At 54.4% G+C, this 15,748-nt stretch carries 13 protein-coding genes; 7 read left to right on the forward strand and 6 right to left on the reverse strand.

The features are described from left to right. Window positions 1–265: 265 nt before the first annotated feature. From EPA93_RS29105 to EPA93_RS29115, 3 genes are all read right to left on the reverse strand, one after another. On the reverse strand, window positions 266–487 hold the full coding sequence (locus tag EPA93_RS29105; protein ID WP_207229234.1) for a helix-turn-helix domain-containing protein: 222 nt from the start codon (window positions 485–487) through the stop codon (window positions 266–268). Between the two features lie 217 nt (window positions 488–704). After that, entirely contained in the window at window positions 705–1,727 is a 1,023-nt protein-coding gene (locus tag EPA93_RS29110) for a GspE/PulE/PilB domain-containing protein (RefSeq protein ID WP_129890887.1), read from the reverse strand. A gap of 213 nt (window positions 1,728–1,940) precedes the next feature. Beyond that, window positions 1,941–2,630 (reverse strand): response regulator transcription factor, encoded by a 690-nt coding sequence (locus EPA93_RS29115; RefSeq protein ID WP_242527527.1) that lies wholly within the window; start codon window positions 2,628–2,630, stop codon window positions 1,941–1,943. Window positions 2,631–3,004: 374 nt separating this feature from the next. On the opposite strand from EPA93_RS29115, the gene EPA93_RS29120 reads away from it, so the two are divergent. Further along, window positions 3,005–3,391, forward strand: a complete 387-nt coding sequence (locus tag EPA93_RS29120; RefSeq protein WP_129890889.1) for a cytidine deaminase — start codon at window positions 3,005–3,007, stop codon at window positions 3,389–3,391. Between the two features lie 578 nt (window positions 3,392–3,969). Beyond that, complete coding sequence (locus EPA93_RS29125) at window positions 3,970–5,094, forward strand: carboxylate-amine ligase (protein ID WP_129890890.1); 1,125 nt, start codon at window positions 3,970–3,972, stop codon at window positions 5,092–5,094. Between the two features lie 15 nt (window positions 5,095–5,109). On the opposite strand, the gene EPA93_RS29130 is transcribed toward EPA93_RS29125, so the two are convergent. Then, entirely contained in the window at window positions 5,110–5,994 is an 885-nt protein-coding gene (locus EPA93_RS29130) for a DMT family transporter (protein ID WP_129890891.1), read from the reverse strand. 653 nt (window positions 5,995–6,647) lie between these two features. On the opposite strand from EPA93_RS29130, the gene EPA93_RS29135 reads away from it, so the two are divergent. The 3 genes from EPA93_RS29135 to bioB all read left to right on the forward strand — a co-directional run bounded on the left by EPA93_RS29135 (window position 6,648) and on the right by bioB (window position 8,867). Then, on the forward strand, window positions 6,648–7,229 hold the full coding sequence (locus EPA93_RS29135) for an RNA polymerase sigma factor (RefSeq protein ID WP_129890892.1): 582 nt from the start codon (window positions 6,648–6,650) through the stop codon (window positions 7,227–7,229). Continuing rightward, the gene (locus EPA93_RS29140; RefSeq protein WP_129890893.1) at window positions 7,216–7,656 is read left to right on the forward strand and encodes a hypothetical protein; all 441 of its coding nucleotides are present in this window, start codon (window positions 7,216–7,218) and stop codon (window positions 7,654–7,656) included. Before EPA93_RS29135 ends, EPA93_RS29140 begins: the two co-directional genes overlap by 14 nt. A gap of 185 nt (window positions 7,657–7,841) precedes the next feature. After that, on the forward strand, window positions 7,842–8,867 hold the full coding sequence (gene bioB / locus EPA93_RS29145; RefSeq protein ID WP_207229235.1) for a biotin synthase BioB: 1,026 nt from the start codon (window positions 7,842–7,844) through the stop codon (window positions 8,865–8,867). Between the two features lie 17 nt (window positions 8,868–8,884). On the opposite strand, the gene priA is transcribed toward bioB, so the two are convergent. Further along, a complete protein-coding gene (priA, locus tag EPA93_RS29150) occupies window positions 8,885–11,470 on the reverse strand; it encodes a primosomal protein N' (protein WP_129890894.1) in 2,586 nt (861 codons plus the stop codon). 4 nt (window positions 11,471–11,474) lie between these two features. Continuing rightward, window positions 11,475–13,616: a DNA mismatch repair endonuclease MutL gene (gene mutL, locus EPA93_RS29155; RefSeq protein ID WP_165423468.1), complete on the reverse strand. Its 2,142-nt coding sequence runs from the start codon at window positions 13,614–13,616 to the stop codon at window positions 11,475–11,477. A gap of 356 nt (window positions 13,617–13,972) precedes the next feature. Between mutL and EPA93_RS29160 the strand changes: the two genes are divergently transcribed. Then, window positions 13,973–14,203, forward strand: a complete 231-nt coding sequence (locus EPA93_RS29160) for a hypothetical protein (RefSeq protein WP_129890896.1) — start codon at window positions 13,973–13,975, stop codon at window positions 14,201–14,203. Between the two features lie 169 nt (window positions 14,204–14,372). Beyond that, window positions 14,373–15,737 carry a dipeptidase gene (locus tag EPA93_RS29165; RefSeq protein WP_129890897.1) on the forward strand — a complete coding sequence of 455 codons (1,365 nt, stop codon included), beginning with the start codon at window positions 14,373–14,375 and terminating at the stop codon, window positions 15,735–15,737. The last annotated feature ends 11 nt before the right edge of the window (window positions 15,738–15,748 follow it).

Consider the following 15,748-nt stretch of genomic DNA (forward strand, 5'->3'; position numbering starts at 1 on the left):
ACGAAGAGGAACAACTTATGTTATTCTTATTCTTGTCATTTGCCGTCTTACCTGGAGAGAGCCATTTACTGCTCTATAGGCCCGCGCGAAGAAATTTAGCGGCCAATGCGTGATGCTTCAACGAAGAATGATAAAAGACAATAACAATATGCATCACGCATCTGCTTCTAGCCTCATGCAAGCCCGTTATAGACATTATGCTGACGAAGAATAGCTATTTCATTTAAGAATAGAATAAGCAATAATAACTAATACTGGAGAGAGGCTAGTTCATAGTAGCATTCGCTGGCAGAGTAGACATCGGCACCTCGCGGCCTACACAGGCACGCAGATCCTCACGATAGAAACGCCAGGTGCTTCCGACCTTATGCCCGGTAAGCTGCCCAGACCACATCAAGCGATAAAGAGTAGAGCGGCTAACGCGAAGATAGTTCATAGCCTCTTTGAAGGTTAGAAGGACATCTTCTTGGATCATCTGCACGACCATTCGTTCTCTCCTTAAGAAGGTAAATAAGTGCACTTGACACTAACAATCTTGTATCAATTGATACAAATAATTATCTCATCGCATATTATAGTAACCAATGTTGATGCGTTTCTGCGTTAAGGAATAGTTGCGATCCGGTTGAGTTCGAAGCCTGCCCGGTTAGATAATCATTACCAGGCCCGGCATTTTTTTCTCAGCGAAGCCATTGCTGAACGCTTCACCATTCCTTAGCCAGGAGTTGCGCAAGCTCTTCCTCTTTGCAAGCCACAGGAAAGATGGTCATTCCGGTAAGCTCTCGCAAGCGTTGCACATCCTCGTGCCTGGCCGGATTAGCCATAGCCACTGTCAGGCAATGGTGATCGCGACCCACTGGCGCACAGCGCAGCTGGCAGGCAACAGCATAAGGGATCAATTGTTTCAAACGTGCCGGCAGTTTGCGCGGCAAATCCATAAATGGGACTGAAGGAACATCTTGAGCCATATTCTGCTGCCGCGACACACTGAAGCTTACCACTTCGCTATCAAGGGTGCTGTGAGGCAGATCACTCCACAAGTGTGGCGAAAGCGCGGGGCGCAGCGTAAAGCGGCGCGCCACCAGCCCGGTATGATAGAGCAGGTGCTCAAGCGACGCCCCTGGCTCTGGATAGCTGCCAATGCCCAGCAGCACGCTCGTCTCATGCGTGAGGGGCGGGATTACTGTCTCGGCCTGCAGCAGACTGATACTCTGAAACACACGCTCAAGAATGCTATAGGCTCCCCGCTCATCCACATCCGGCAAGACGATAGCCGCGCCCGCCGCCTCGTGACTAAAGAGCTCGTCGCTGGATCTGATGGCGCGCCGCACATTGGCAAGGATTTGTTCGAGCAAGCCGGCCGGGGCATGGTAGCGCTTCCTCTTCTGCAGCAAGGGTCCCGGCTGCTGGACAAGAGGAATATGCTCAAGTTGTGAGACATGCAGCAGCAGCACGCTTAAAGGAGCGAGACGCGGAAAACAATGCTCAAGGACTGAGCGCAAGCGCTCATTCAGGTAGCCTGAAATTGGCACAAGTGCTTCATCCTGGGCCTTCTCGCCTACTGCTTGGACATGTCCTGATGGCGCCCTGACATGTAACGAAGAAAGTGGAGGACATTGGCAGAGCTCAAGGTCGGGCATCTCCTGCGCAACTTGCGCCTCGGCAACCGCCTTTACTGCATCTAGCCTATGGAGCGATGCTTCTCTTCGTTTACGATGTGTAGCCATGACAGAACCTCTCAGGGCATAGAATATAGCTTGCTAGCGGCAGGTTTGTTACACATGATTATACGCAATGCGGCCTAAAGAAATGCTATGCAAAACGTTGAGGTGTGGTTAAGATGCAGGCAAACCGGTTAAATATATGGCCTCAAGAGCCGCAAGTGACTGAGAGCTGGCATGCATACGCCGACAGCACTCTTGAGGCCTACGCCTTGCCGTTTACGATTCTATGACGACTGGCGTCGTGAAAGTATATCCAACTCCCGGAACAGTCATAATGTACTGAGGATTATTGGGATCTGGCTCAACCTTCTGGCGCAAGTGGCGAATGTGCGTCTTCACAAGGCCCGAATCGCCAGCCTCGTCGTATCCCCACACCCGTTCAATAATCATATCTGTAGTCAGGACCTGGCCGGTATTCGTAATTAAAAGATGGAGCAAGCGGCTCTCAGTTGGGGTGAGGCGCACTTTTGTGCCTTCGCGCGTCACCTCGTGGCGCATAGCATCAAGCGTCACAGGTCCGACAGTGATAGCAGAAGAGCTGGAGGAGCCGCGGGTGTTTGACGAACGACGCATCACAGCCTTGATGCGCGCCAGAAGCTGCCGCGGGCTAAACGGCTTCCGTAAATAATCATCTGCGCCCATCTCCAAACCACGTACCTCGTCATCTTCTCGATCATGCGCAGTCAGGATCAAGACCATTGAGTTGGTTTCGGTTCTCATCTGGCGACATACTTCGAAACCATCGAGTTTGGGCATCTGGATATCAAGGATGACAAGATCTGGTAGCGTTTCACGCCAGCGTTTTATAGCCTGCTCTCCGTCAAAGGCACGCACCACATCATACCCATGTCCTTTGAGCCAGTAGCTCAGCATGTCTACCATGTCGCGGTCATCGTCCGCCACCATGATTTTCACTCGTGTTCCTCCTACAGGCTTGCATTACAATACAAGGATGTACCGATTTATAATGACGAAATTATGCTTTTTCATCGTACTCTCATCTTAGTAACGCGATGAGCATAGGGTGGTAACATCATGATACAATTTGGGCTAGATATAGTCATCAAGATAGCTATTTTGGGATGACATACCGTAAAAAATGTCTTTCGCTACTCTTTATCGGCTCAGGGCTGCCTATCTGCAGGCCAGAACTTAGCGAGCCCACTAGATCTGCTCTGGTATGATCTATGTGCACGGGGCAATGAGATGGCAGCTCTGGCCCTGAAAAGCTTTGCCGCAGCAATTTTCGCAAAGATACGTGTATCTAAGAGGAGGTTTTTATGGAACGCGAAACCTTACTGGCTTTAGCACGCGAAGCGGCCTTACACGCCCACTGTCCTTTTTCCCATTTTCGCGTCGGAGCTGCGCTGGTAGCTGGTGACCAGACGTTTGTGGGCGTCAATATCGAGGTATCAAGCTATGGTCTTACGCTCTGCGCTGAGCGCTCTGCGCTGGCTGCTGCCCTCTCGGTCGGCGCCGGTCCTATCACGCAAGTAGCCGTGGCCTGTATCGATGCGCCCCCACAAGCTCCTTTAGATGAGCGCACTCCCTGCGGGGCCTGCCGACAATGGTTAAGCGACCTGGCTCCTGAAGCACAGGTTTACATCGACGGCATTGAGCATGATTTCACCGTGCAGGAATTATTACCCCACGCCTTCAGGCTGTAAGAATTCCCCTTGACATAAGCTATGTTACTTGTGTACGCTATAAGTCCTAAGTACATGCGGCGAGCGTAAGGATGATGCTTCTGTCTATTTTATACTTTTTCTACAGCTAAACTGATGTATTTTTTACTGACGCTTTTTTCTTGACATCTTTTCGGTTCTGCTGTACACTAAACAGCGAATGTCTGAAAGTCAAAAGAGCAAATTCTGGCTTACGATCCGCGTAGGGGATAGCACAAGCGTAATGCGATACTTCTAGTGCGAACTGTGCCATCAGCTACTCATCCAGAGGTGTATATATGTGGGTATGCGCTCTAGCGCACCACGGGGGTCTGTCCAGGTTTTCACGATTCCTGCAGAAAGTATCGTGCAGTTCATCATTTTCTTGCTGCAAACCTATTGTTCTATGTATCAAGCCTATCTTGTATGTATTTTCCTTATCGTTTTTTAGCACAGTAACAGGGCAACCATATGTGGCGGAGACTTCTCCAGGGAGAAGATGGAAGCCGGGTCAATGGTTGCCCTGTTGTTTTTTATCAAACTGGTCGTAGAACAATATAGCCATCCGGAAGGAGCATGCTATGAAGCAGCGATTCACCCTTGGAATCGAGGAAGAGTTTCAGATGGTGGACAGGCACACCGGTCAATTAGCTTCACACATCCACACGATTCTAGAAAAGGGTGCTACGTCGTTAGGCGAGCACATTAAGGCTGAGATGCTGCAGTCAGTGGTAGAGCTGGTGACCGATGTATGCCCTAATATTGCTGCGGCGCGCAACGCTTTACAGCGTCTAAGAGGCGATTTAACCCAACTTGTAGAGGATGAGGGGCTGGCACTAATCAGCGCGGGCACTCATCCGCTGGCACGCTGGCAGGATCAAATGCGGACGCGGAATGAGCGCTATACCGAACTAGAAGAGGAGTACCAGGATGTAGGACGCTCTATCTTGATCTTCGGATTGCATGTGCATGTAGGCATCGACGACCATGAGATTTCTGTTCCCTTAATGAATCAGTTACGGACATGGATACCCCATCTGCTGGCTCTCTCCTCCAATTCTCCTTTCTGGGCTGGACGCTATTCAGGTATGAAGTCATATCGTGCGATTGTCTGGAAGCGCTTTCCGCGCAATGGTATTCCAGAGGTTTTTGCCGGGACTCATGATTTTGAACATTATGTACAGACATTGATGCATACGGGGTGTATAGATAATGGGAAGCGCATCTGGTGGGATATTCGCCCCCATCCTTTCTTTAACACCATCGAGTTTCGCATTTGTGATATGCCCCCGACGATTGAAGATTCGCTAGCGCTGGCCGCGCTCTGTCAGGCCCTGGTGGCCAAGCTGACCTGGCTCTATCGGCGCAACCTTGCTACGCATGTGCTGCCCGCTTACTACATTGAAGAGAACAAATGGCGGGCCTCGCGCCACGGGCTGGATGCCGAAATAGTTGACTTTGCCCAAAGCCGGCGCCTGGGGATGCGCGATGCGATTGGCGAGCTGCTCGATTTTGTAGATGATGTCCTTGACGATCTGGGCAGCCGACGCGAGATTAATTATCTGCGCGCTTTGCTTGAAGATCCGCGCGGAACCGGAGCCGACCGCCAGATTTCTGTGTACCAGGAAACTGGCAGCGTGCAGGCAGTGACGCGCTTCCTGATGCAACAAACTGTAGAGGGATTAAGCAGGTACCGCGTTGCTTAGAGCTATTTTGTAGCGCTACACATTGACGAGCGCAATACCCACAAAGACAACTCCGATGCCCAGCCACTGGCTCCAGCGGAGTTGTTCGCGTAAAAGTAGCCAGGCCAGAACGACTGTTACGCCGCTATAGAGCGAGGCCAGGACGCTAACTATAGAGATCTGGCTCTCGGCAAGGCCCATATTATAGGCAAGATAGGCGGCAGTATCGGTGATGCCAACACCCAATATAAGCCACCAGACTCGCCCACGCGGCAGCTTAAGCGGCTGTTTGCTCAGAGGAAAGCAGCAGAGCAGGGCGCAGGGCGAGACCAGGCGCGTAAGCCAGGTGGGAACAAGAGCCCCTAATTCGGGAGTGACGCGAAAGCCCAGGAGCCAGAAGGCTACTCCATAGCCCAGGGAGGCCAGCAGAGCCCAGAGCAGGCCTGGCGGCAACCATTTGCGCGCAGATAGCTGTTCGGCTGGCAATTTCTCGCGCCTACTACCCAGCGGGGTTGAGACCAGCACGACGCCAACCAGGACGACAAGCATGCCACAAATATGGAGCGAGCTGACTTTTTCGCCGGTGAGGATGGCGAGCGCTGAGGTGATCGCGGCATAGCTAGAGGTGATAGGCGAGAGCATGGTTATGCTGCCGACCGCAAAGGCCCGATAGAGGGCCAGCGAACTGAGCATATTAAGCAAGGCCACAAAGATGCCCCAGGCCCAGGGCTGCCACGTTCGGCCGCTAGCTATATGCTGCAGTTCAGCGCTGCTGAGCAGATAGACGCTCAAGGCTAACAGGCCAATAAATTGCATAAAAAAGAGAGTTCTATACGTCCCAACTGCGCGCGTGGCATAACGCACAAGCATATCCGCTACTCCCCAGCACAGCGCCGCTGAGAGCCCGAAAAAGAGTCCCATGATTCGCCTTCTACTGCCTTGTCTGGAGAAGCTCCGGTCCTGTAGCTCAGCAATAAAATAGAGCAGAGGATGCTAGAGAAGCTACTGAGGCAACTTCTTCCGATCCAACAAGGGAAAATAATTAAGCTAACAACATATATCAGCAGGCAGATATAGAGCCAGAGCGGGGTCCCGGCAGGGCGCATGAGACGCAGCAGTATGCCTATTGCCTCTTATCTGACGGGTATGACTTTTAATTGCTGGGAATTATATCTGAGCATCTGCACAGTTTTCATAGATACTATAACACATCAGAATAGTAATCTCCTCTTAAGGCTCAAGCCAGCCCCCAAGAAGCCTCTCGCCTGCCGCATGGATATATGGTCAAGCTGTGCTTCTTGCGAGCTCTTCTACCCTCAATAACTCATCCATTTGCATTTATTCCAACGAATGGATAACATTCAAACAGAGAAGAAGGAAGCCAGAGCTGGCATATTTTCTCTTTGCGCCAGCTTGTAGCAGCCTCTATAAGGCTTATGGAGACACGAGTAAGGCCGCTTGAAATTGCGCCTCGCTTGTTCAGGGAAGCAAATTTAAGGTCAGATGTAACACTTCTGGCTTTCTGGCGTTGCATAGAGTGCAATCTCAATTTATAGAGTGTATGCGAGGGGGAGATGCAATCACACCAACACGTTCCGAGAACCAGTCCTCTTGCTGGCAAGGATTACTCTTTACCGGCTGCCCTATATCAGCTCTATGCAGCCCGCCTATTTTCTTATCTTTGTCGTCATGTGCCGAGTGGAGAGGATGCCGAAGATCTGCTCCTTGAAGTCTTTCTGGCCGTACTTGAGCACGAGCAAACGCTGGCCACGCGCCAGGAGGATGAGCAGCGCGCCTGGCTCTGGACTGTCGCACGCAACAAAGTGAGAGATTTTCATCGGCGCGCCGTGCGTCGTCGTCATACCATACTTCTTGAGCAGGCAACAGAGATAGCCGGCGACGAGCGAAGCGGCCCCGAGGCCGTGCTGCTGCGCCAGGAGACGCACCATCATCTCCACTTACAACTGCAGAGGCTTTCTGCCATGCAGCAGGAAGTTCTGCAGCTCCATTTTACCGGTGGCTTGAATTGTGTAGAGATCGCAGCAGTTTTGCACAAACGCGAAGGAGCTATACGCGCGCTGCTCTCCCGTGCAGTCAATAAGCTGCGCGCTGTATATACGCGAAAAGAGGGGGAACTTACTGATGGCCAAATTTAATCTGCAGGTTTTTTCCCATGAGAAGGTCGAGCAGCAGATCTGGCGCTATTTAGCTCTGGGCGCAAACAGTGGACACGGCCCGGCCAGCCCTGCGCAACGGCTTGTCAGGGACCTACAAAGTTACTACGCACCCCAGGAGCAGAACGAGGCGCTGGAGCGCGTCTGGCAGCGTTTTAGCGAGCAACGAGCGCGCCAACAATTCACTGATCGCGCACCCCAACAGCCAGCCATCATTCGCTTTGCGCAATGGCGTAAGCTCCATAGGCAAAAGAGCGCTGTGGAGGGAAAGACAACGAAGCTCACGCGGCATATGGGCCTTGCCGCCATTCTCGCGGCTTGCGCACTACTCACCGGCTGCCTTGTCTGTATCGTGGCAAGACAGCATAGAGTGCCGGTACAGGCAAACGCCTTGCAGCCGCTTCCCTGATTCCAACAGACTTGCGCTTTGAAGAAACACTACGAGCTAGTTCTTAAGCCGTGCTTAACCAGCGGCAAGAAGCACCAGCTAGAGAGGCTTTGCCCTAAAATTTAAGCGCAATATAAGCAAACAAAGAGTTATAAAGCTATAGCGTAAAAACGCTTCCGTGAGATAGATCATGAAAGGCATTTGTTGTGAACGATAGCACATATTTTCAAGGGTTGGCAGACAAAGCGCTTGCTGGCGCGGCTTTGACGCGCGAGGAGTGTCAAAGCGTGCTCGACAGTTCAGATTCACGCATGTTGGATCTGCTGAGCGCTACCTTTCGCGTGAGGGAACATTTCTGCGGGCGGCGCGTGCACTTACATATGCTTATCAATGCCAAAAGTGGCTTATGTCCCGAGGATTGTCACTATTGCTCACAATCGCGGATCTCGACAGCCGAGATCGAGCGCTACCCAATGGTCAGCATGGAGCGGCTCCTGGCAGGCGCGCGCGCTGCTAAGGAGGCCAGGTGCCGGCGCTACTGCATCGTAATCAGCACGCGGGGAGCAACCAGGCGCGAGATCGAATTTGTGGCCCGAGCGGTGCGTAAAATACGTGCGGAAGTTGACATTGCCTGCTGCTGTAGCATGGGCCTGATCTCCGAGGAGAAAGCTCGCGCGCTCTATGAGGCCGGCGTTGAGCAATATAACCACAACCTGAATACCAGCGAGCACTACTATCCCCAGATCTGCACAACGCATACCTACCAGGATCGCCTCGAAACGCTTATGGGCGCGCGCAGTGCGGGCTTGAAGCTGTGCTCAGGAGCCATCTTCGGGCAAGGAGAAAGCCAGGAGGATATTATTGATATTGCGCTGGCTTTACGCGAGCTGGAGCCCCAGTCCATCCCTGTAAACTTCTTATTTGCGATTAAAGGGACGCCCTTTGAGGGTATTAAGCGTGATTTGAGTCCCTACGATTGTTTGCGCATCCTGTGCCTGATCCGCCTGCTCAATCCGCGCCAGGAAGTGCGCCTCTCGGCAGCCCGCGAGATCTACTTACGTTCCCTGCAGCCCTTAGCGTTCTACGCTGCCAATTCGGTCTTTGTTTCGGGCTATTTGACTGAGCCCGGCCAGAATTATCAGGAAACCTGGCGCATGATCGAAGATATGGGCTTTGAGCTGGAAGAGCATGCGGAGAGCGAAGCAGCCTGCGAGGGCGAGGAGTGTTCCTGAGCGCCAGGTGTGGGAGCTCACATAGTGCTGATTGGATCAATATCGATCTCCCAGCCCGGGGCATCGATGACGCGCAGTAGTTGATGCAGATCGGGGCCGCGTAGAATGATCTGCCAGCGATACTTGCCTCTCATACGTTCCATAAAGGCCGGGGCAGGCCCAACCAGGCTTGTCTCGCGCAGCCCCAGCCGCGCAATCCATTCGGTGAGACGCTCGCTCAGTAGCAGAGCCTCGTTCTGACAGCGGTGGCGCTGCTCGTGGCTATAAGTAAATTTAACAAAGCGGCGAAAGGGCGGATAGCCATAGCGCTGGCGAGCTTCAATCTCGGTGGCATAGAAGGCATGGTAATCGTGGCGAGAAGCCAGCTCGATACAGAAGTGTTGCGGGTTAAAGGTCTGGATAATCACGTGTCCCGCCTGCGAGCCCCGGCCGGCGCGGCCAGCAACCTGAGTGAGCAGGGTAAAGGCGCGCTCGGCGGCGCTATAATCTGGCAGATTCAGGGCGATATCGGCCGAGACCACGCCAACGAGGGTCACGCCCGGCAGGTCAAGGCCTTTGGCAATCATCTGGGTGCCAATCAGAATATCTGCCTCGCGATTGGCAAAGCGCTCAAGGAGCTGCTCATGGGCACTGCGATGGCGCGCGGTATCGCGATCCCAGCGCAAGAGGCGCGCTTGCGGAAAGAGGCGCTGGATCGTCTCCTGAACCTTCTCGGTGCCCAGGCCAAAGTAGCGAATGCTCGAACTGTGGCAACTGGGGCAGAAATGCAGGACTTTGCTGCGCTTGCCGCAGTAGTGGCAGAGCAAGATGCGCTCGGTGGCGTGATAGGTAAGGGGCAGGTCGCAGGCATCACAGACGGCGACAAAGCCGCAGTCGCGACACAGCACGCAGCTGGCCGCACCGCGCCGATTCAGGAAGAGAATGGCCTGCTGACCCTGAGCCAGGACGCGCTCAAGCTCTTCCTGCAAGCGCCGGCTGAGAATGCTGGTATTGCCGGCATGCAGCTCGTTGCGCAGATCGATAACTTCGACGGGAGGCAGAGCAGAGCCGATACGCCCGGGCAGCTCAACCAGGCGAAACTCGCCCTGGCGCGCGCGATAGAAGGTCTCAACCGCCGGCGTGGCGCTGCCCAGCACAACGGGGATATCTAACAACTGGCCCAGGATAAGAGCACATTCGCGGGCATGGTACGTTGGCCGGAGCTCGCCCTGCTTATAGGCCGGCTCGTGCTCTTCGTCGATGATGATAAGGCCAAGATCGGGCAGCGGCGCAAAAAGTGCTGAACGCGAGCCAATCACGATATCCACCTCGCCAGCGCGAATGCGTCGCCACTCATCGTAGCGCTCGCCAATGCTAAGATCGCTATGGATAATGGCTACGCGCTCAGGAAAGCGGCCGGCGACGCGCTGCACGGCCTGCGTAGTAAGGGCGATCTCAGGAACCAGGATAATGCCGCGCTTGCCCTTGGCGATCAAGGCAGCCAGAGCCTGCAAATATACCTCGGTTTTGCCGCTACCGGTCACGCCGTGCAGCAGAATAGGGGTCTTATCCGCAGCGAGAATGGCCTGCACGGCCCGCGCTTGATCGGCGGTGAGCGGCAGAGGTGCGCTGGCTGGAATGGAGCGTCCGCGCAAGGGATCACGCCGCAGCTCCTCAGTCTCAATTTTCACGATCTGCTCGCGCAGCATATTTTGCAGCTGGGCTGAGGTCAAGCCGGTGGCCTTGCTCAGCGCACCCTGCGTCCAGGGCGTCGCACCCTGCTGGAGCAATTCGACGGCGGCCAGTTGACGGCGCGCCTGCACTACGGCCTTATCCTCTTTCTCCAGCATCGTCGCCGTCGCTTCCCAGGGGTTAGGCGCGCGGCGCGCGGCGCTACGGACGGCGGCTGGCAAAGGCGTCAGCGCCGCCACAACATAGGCCGGCTCCAGCTCAACCGGCTGCAAGATCTCCTCCTGGTGCCGCTTCCAGGCCGCCAGGCGCTCCTCGTCAGCACACAGACGCACGAGGCGCTTTGTGCGCGCCCTGGCCTTTGGCGCATAGAGCCGTGGATCGCGTGCAATCAGGTTGCTGTGCTTGATCTCCTGCAAGATAGCCTTAGCGCGGGCAGGACCAAGCAGCTTTTTCAGGCGCGCATCATCTACCTCACCTTCCTCATGTAAGAGCCCCAGGAGAGCGCGCAAATGCAATGAGCTCTCTTGCAAATCCTGGCCTGGCTCATAGGTTTCTGAGAGGCGCAAGACAAATTGCGAGCGCTGCATCAGGCCGGGGGGCAGCATCATCTGTGCCACCTGGGCCAGAGGGGTCACATAGTAAGCTGAGATCCACTGGGAAAGCGCAAGCTGATGGGGCAAGAGCGCTGGCTCGGGATCAAGGATGGCGTGCAGGGGACGCAAAGTGACTTCAGCGCCAAGTTCGGCCAGCAGCTCATCTTGATCCTCGGCATGCAGCACCCAGAGAATGCCCTCGACCAGGCGCTCGCCATACGGTATGGCAACAAGCTGGCCTATGCGAACTGTCGTCTCAAGCTCTAGCGGAACGAGGTAGGTAAGCAAAGGGCGCTCGCTATCCCAACTCGCCGCCGAAGTAAGCACATCGGCAAGCATGTGATTAGCGCCTCCCAAACTCGCGCTCTAGCGCTGACAGACCAAAGTGGACCATGGTCGGCCGGCCATGACAACAACTATAGGGAGCACGCGTCTGCTCAAGTTGCTCAAGCATCTCGCGCATCTCGCTTGAAGTCAAAAAGTAGTTGGCCTTGATCGCCGCCTTACAGGCCACATTAGCCAGCGCGCGTTCTTCCCAGGTCTCCGTATGGCCAAGATTCTCCTCGGCTGTCAGATCGACAAGCAGCTCATGAACAGAGCGGGCATTCATTTGCTTGACCAGTACGCTCGGAACCGCGCGCACCTCGATGGTACTATCGGCTTCGCGCTCTAGACTAAAGCCAATATGCTCTAGCTGAGCCTGATGCTCCTCAATGGCCTCAAGTTCGCCGGGAGCAAGCTTTAATTGGATGGGAGTCAAGAGGAGCTGGGAAAGTGGCGTACGGGCCTTTAGAGAGGCTACCATGCGCTCCAGAAGGATACGCTCATGGGCAGCGTGCTGATCTATCAGGTACATTCCATCCTCGCCCTCAGTGACGATATAGCTCTGAGAGAGCTGGCCAATGACGCGCAGTCGAGGCAGGCGGCGCTTCTGCTGCGGATCTATGCTTTCGCCAACTCCCAGGCTTTCCTGACTTATCTGTAGCTCCTGCTCAGGGATAGGAGCACCGCGCGCCTCACCACGACTGAGGGGCCAGGCCGGCGCGGGCTCTACGCGCGTCTCGACGCCGCTCATTTCTGGTAGTTGGGTCGGTTGGGGACGGCTCTCGGGGACCGGAGACGGCAGCGGTCCCTTTGGCTGGCTTTCCTGCGACTGTCTGGTCTGCAGGCGAGCAAGAGGAGCCTCGGCACGCTCAGTGGGCTTAGTAGATTGGCTCTCCTGATCCGTGACGGAGCCACGAACATGGCTTTGCCACAGGCGCGAGAGCATAGGAGGCCTGGTTCCCGATTCCTCTTCGGCAAAAGTAATCCAGGGGCTATCGCTTGGAATAGAAGCTTTCTCCTGGCTGCCCTCTTGATCCGCCGTCTGGCTGCTCTCGGCAAAAGCCGCCGACAATTCCTCTTCCCCGGCCAGATCTTCGGTCTTGTCTGGCTCTGAGGTGATTTCGTCGGTAGTCTCTTTACGTGCCTGCCATTGTGGCATCTGCGGCTGCTCTAACAGCGCCTCACGCACCGCGCGCAAAATTGCCGCAAAGACGCGGCGCTCCTTCAGGAAGCGAATCTCGGTCTTGGCCGGGTGGACATTGACATCAAGGAAGGTCGGATCAATCTGCACGTTAATCACAGAAATCGGGTGTCGCCCGGTTAATAAGAGCGAATGATAGGCACCTTCCACGGCTGCGGTAAGCATCCGGCTCATCACCCAGCGCCGATTGACGAAGAAAGAAATATGCTGCCGCGTGCTTTTATAACAGGTGGGACGGCTGGTATAGCCGCTGATCACCGGCCTTTCGGCATCCTCCTGCTCGGGGCTATGGACTGGCACCATCTGTTCGGCAACCTGCAGACCGTAGACCTCGACCAGCACGCTTGAGAGCGCGCCATCGCCTTTGGTAGCAAAGATCTGGCGCCCATCGCTGAAGACGCTGAAGCGAATCTCGGGATAGGCCAGGGCATACTGCTCAAGTAGATGATGGCAATGGCTCACCTCAGTATTGCGGCTCTTGAGAAACTTGAGGCGCGCAGGCACAGCACTGAAAAGGTTACGGACCGTGAGGGTTGTGCCTTCGGGCGAGGCCGCCGGCGTCACTGGCAAGATCTGTCCGCTGCTGGCACTAATCTGAGCTCCTTGCTCGGCGCCTCGGCCCCGACTGAGCAAGGTCACATCCGCCACAGCCGCAATACTGGCCAGAGCTTCGCCGCGAAAGCCAAGCGAGCGAATATGCTCCAGATCGTCGATGCGCTCCACCTTGCTGGTGGCATGCCTCTCCAGGGCCAGGGGAAGTTCGGCGGCGACAATCCCGCAGCCATTATCGGTAATGCGAATAAGCTGCAAACCACCATGCATAAGATCAACGCGAATCTGGCTCGCCCCCGCATCAATGCTATTCTCGATAAGCTCTTTGACCACCGATGCAGGGCGCTCAACCACTTCGCCTGCGGCGATTTTGGCAGCGACATCAGGCGCAAGTTGGCGTATTGGCATGACAATATCCCCTCCCTGAAAGGTCCACGAAAATAAGAACGAGTGTTCGGGAGCCATTATAACACAGATAGGGCCGGATGTTGAGAGCATCTTTAAAGCAGTTTTCCCCATTTGCGCAGCAATTGAAGCAGCTTTGCAGCGGCTTTCGCTGCTCTATAAATATTCCTGGCATATCTAACATAAAAATCTTCTGAGATCCGTTTTCTTTAGCAAAGAGATAATTAGGACGCTACCGAAGAAGCTGACGACAAAAAGAATAAGTATTATAGATACGCATGACCGGTCGTCAGCCTGACTTTGCGTACTACTGAGGTAGCGCAAATTACAGCAGGTTATCGTAAGGAGCAAAAAGAAACATGAGTGTGTTGTTGGTGCAAACGATTACTGAAGTAGTAAAAGTTGCCTGGTTAGCGAGAACCACAGAGGATCAACGTGTCTATTCCCCCAAAGCTGTGGTAAAGGCTCCTTTTGTATCCGGATTGCCCTTCTGGCAAGCAGACATGTATAGCATACGTCAGGATGACGGATCGGATGATGATGCAGGAAATGGCGGCTCGGGTCCCTATGACGATGATGGAAACGAATAGCGACGTATCTCCCCGCCACGCTCCATCTTGCCAAAGCGCGTAAGGAGCCAACAATTAGAGAAGCCAGCATATGCGGCCATCGCATATGCTGCTCCCCTGGACAAACATCTTCCCTGCCTGCTACTATGAAAATATATCTTGCTCGCCTAAAGCAGAAAGGTCTTTTTTTATGAGCCAGTTAGAGACGTATATAACCCAGAACGAAGAACGCTTTCTGGAGGATTTGAAAGGCTGGCTGCGTATTCCCAGTATCAGCACGTTGCCTGAACATGCCAAGGATGTGCAGCGAGCTGCCGAGTACGCAGCTGAGCAGTTAAAACAAGGCGACCTGGAGAACGTCGAGGTGATCAAGACGCAGGGTCATCCTCTCGTCTATGGAGAGTGGCTAAAGGCCGCTGATAAACCTACTATCCTTTGTTACGGACATTATGATGTACAACCTGTAGATCCTGTAGATTTATGGCAATCGCCTCCCTTTGAGCCAACCGTGCGCGCTGGCAATATCCATTGTCGTGGGGCCTGTGACGACAAGGGCCAGACGATGATGATCTTTAAGGCGCTTGAAGCTTTGATGAAAACTCAGGGCGAACTACCCGTCAATATTAAGGTGCTTATCGAGGGCGAAGAGGAGGCCGGCGGCGCCTCAATCGAACACTACGTTAAGACATATCCCGAGCGCCTGCGCTGCGATGCCATTCTTATTTGTGACACTCACATGCCCAGCAGCGAGATCCCGGCCCTGGTGATCGGGATGCGTGGCATGGTCTATACAGAGGTTGAGGTAATTGGCGCCAAAGGTGACCTGCATTCGGGCACCTATGGTGGTGTAGCGCCCAATCCTCTGCACGCTCTGGCCATCATCATCAGCAAATTAAAGGACGAGGACGGACATATTCACGTGCCAGGTCTTTATGACAAGATGCGCCAGCCCACAGAGACTGAACAGAAATTCTGGCAGCAAGATCCCCTGCATTTAAACGAGGCTTTTAAGCAGGAGATGGGCGTGAGCCAGCTCTCAGGCGAGCCAGAATACCCACCGCTGCAGCGCGCCACAGCGCGTCCAACCCTGGAAGTACACGGTATCGTTGGCGGATTCGTTGCTGAAGGCGCCAAGACAGTCATTCCAGCCCGCGCTAAGGCCAAAATCAGTTTGCGCCTGCCGCCCGAATTAAAAGCCAGCGAGGTCTATCCACTTTTTGAGCAGGCAGTTAAGCAGGTGGCTCCAAAGGACGTAAAAGTGAGCGTCACCCAGCTTCATAGCGGCGACGGCCTGCTGGTTTCGACCGAAGCGCCAGTGATCCAGGCCGCGATCGAGGCCTTACAGCAGAGCTATGGCCGGAAGCCGGTCTTTGTACGCGGTGGCGGCTCCATTCCCATCGCCTCACTCTTTGATCAAATCTTGCAAGCTCCCCTGGTGTTTATGGGCTTTGGTTTGCCCGATGACAATCTCCATGCGCCCAACGAGAAGTATTCGCTAGCCCAATTCTACAAGGGAATTCGCACTATAGCGGAATTTCTCCAACGCGTGCATTAACCCTTAAGCGA

Origin of the sequence: Ktedonosporobacter rubrisoli (assembly GCF_004208415.1) — a bacterium.
GTDB lineage: Bacteria > Chloroflexota > Ktedonobacteria > Ktedonobacterales > Ktedonobacteraceae > Ktedonosporobacter > Ktedonosporobacter rubrisoli.